Raw genomic sequence first — 2,020 nt, 5'->3', positions numbered from 1 at the left:
ACCTATAAATAAAAAAAACGAGCCGATAGGCTCGTTTTTTTGTGTCTGCAGTTTGGCTTATACCTAGATTAGGAAAGCGAGTGTTACGCTTTACGCTCTAGGAATACGCCAGTTTCCATGTGGTGTGTGTAAGGGAACTGGTCGAACAAAGCAAAACGAGTAACATCGTGTGTTTCGCTTAAGATCTCTAGGTTCTCTTTCAATGTTTCAGGGTTACAAGAGATGTACATGATGCGCTCGTAGCCTTGAACCATCTTACAAGTATCTACATCCATACCTGAACGTGGCGGATCAACAAAGATAGTGTTGCAGTTGTAGCTCTTCAGATCGATGTTTGCTTGCTGTAGACGGCGGAACTCACGTTTGCCTTCCATCGCTACCGTAAAGTCTTCCGCAGACATACGGATGATCTGAACGTTATCAATCTTGTTGGCTGCAATGTTGTATTGCGCTGATTCAACCGACGGCTTCGCTAGCTCAGTTGCTAATACACGCTCGAAGTTTTGTGCCAGTGCTAGTGAGAAGTTACCGTTACCACAGTAAAGCTCTAGCAGATCGCCTTTGCTGTCTTGAGTACAGTCAACGGCCCACTCCAACATTTTCTCAGCCACTTTACCGTTTGGTTGAGTGAAGCTGTTCTCTACTTGTTGGTAGATGTAGCTATCGCCATTTACGTCTAGTTTCTCAATAACGTAATCACGGTCTAATACGATCTTCATCTTACGAGCACGACCAATCAAGTTTAGGTTGAAACCTTCATCGTTCAATTGCTGTTTTAGCGCTTTGGCATCTTGAATCCATTGCTCACCTAGTTGACGGTGGTAAAGCAGAGACACCAAAATCTCACCGCTAAGTGTAGATAGGAAGTCTACTTGGAATAGCTTGTGGCGTAGAGAGTGGTTGTCTTTCATTGCATCGACTAACAAAGGCATCAAGTCATTGATCAGACGGCTAGCAGCAGGGAACTGGTCTACGCGGTATTTTTCTTTAGTTTCTTGATTGAACATGACGTAATACATATCGTCACCTTCATGCCACACGCGGAACTCAGCACGCATGCGGTAGTGTTGTTCTGGAGATTCGTACACTTCCAGCTCAGGCACATTATATTCTGAGAACATTTCAGTCAGACGCTCAGTCTTTTCTGCCAGTTGTTCTTGGTAGCGTTGCGGGTTTACATCTAAATTCGCCATTGTTATGCCTTTTGCTGTCGTGCTTTTAAATCAAGAGCGCAGATTTTATTCAATCACAGGCGCTTGTCCAGTGTTGAGAGTCAATCAGTGTGAATAGGCCATGAAAACTATAGCTTATAACTATCTTAGACTAGACAAATGATTCAGAGGTCAATACTATCTTCGGCAGCTGGTGCCATTTAGATGTATAGATGGCTGAAGAGGGAATCTGGTGTGAATCCAGAACTGACGCGCAGCGGTAAAAGAGAACGAGTATTCATAAGACACTGCAAATAGCTTTTTGTGGGAAGTCGAATATCAGGTAACCATAAGGTTGTGCTCTTGAGTCCGAATACCTGCCAGCGGCTAAACCATAACATGTGGTTTGGTAGGAATTTACGCGATTTAGGATCACAACATGAACAAATCCCTTTTAGCGGTTGCTGTAGCATCGCTGCTTTCACCTATTTCCAATTTACACGCCCAACAAGCATCTGCCGATGAAACCATGGTGGTTACGGCGAACCGTTTTGAGCAAAGCACGGAAAGTGTTGTCGCTCAAGTTGAAGTAGTAACACGTCAAGATATCGACCGAATTCAAGCTAAGTCTCTAACCGATGTATTTAGACGATTAACGGGTATTCAGGTTTCACAAAATGGAGGTCGAGGTCAGCAGGCTTCGATCTTTGTTCGTGGTGCTAACTCTGATCAAGTTCTTGTTCTAATTGATGGTATTCGTTTTGCGCGAGCTGCAAAAGGTGGTGTCGATTTTAGCCAGTTACCAATTACATTCGTCGATCGTGTGGAATACGTTCGAGGAGCTCGTGCTGCTATGCATGGCTCAGAAG

General features: G+C 44.2%; 2 protein-coding genes and 1 riboswitch. Of the genes, one reads left to right on the top strand and one right to left on the bottom strand.

Annotated elements, in window-relative coordinates; genetic code table 11:
* Positions 1-83: 83 nt before the first annotated feature.
* Entirely contained in the window at positions 84-1,193 is a 1,110-nt protein-coding gene (gene trmA, locus A3712_RS19305; RefSeq protein ID WP_063524707.1) for a tRNA (uridine(54)-C5)-methyltransferase TrmA, read from the bottom strand.
* A gap of 153 nt (positions 1,194-1,346) precedes the next feature.
* Positions 1,347-1,550: riboswitch (cobalamin riboswitch) on the top strand.
* 40 nt (positions 1,551-1,590) lie between these two features.
* Here trmA and A3712_RS19300 point away from each other — a divergent pair.
* On the top strand, positions 1,591-2,020 hold a 430-nt coding region (locus tag A3712_RS19300; RefSeq protein ID WP_157618818.1), incomplete at its 3' end, for a TonB-dependent receptor plug domain-containing protein.

Source organism: Vibrio sp. HI00D65, assembly GCF_001635455.1.
In the GTDB taxonomy this organism is placed as follows: domain Bacteria; phylum Pseudomonadota; class Gammaproteobacteria; order Enterobacterales; family Vibrionaceae; genus Vibrio.
Note: the sequence above shows the minus strand (reverse complement) of the source record. Positions and strands in the feature narration are given on the sequence as shown.

Bases quoted from the DNA above. Each gene is read 5' to 3' on its own strand.
- trmA (WP_063524707.1), bottom strand. From the start codon at position 1,193: ATGGCGAATTTAGATGTAAACCCGCAACGCTACCAAGAACAACTGGCA.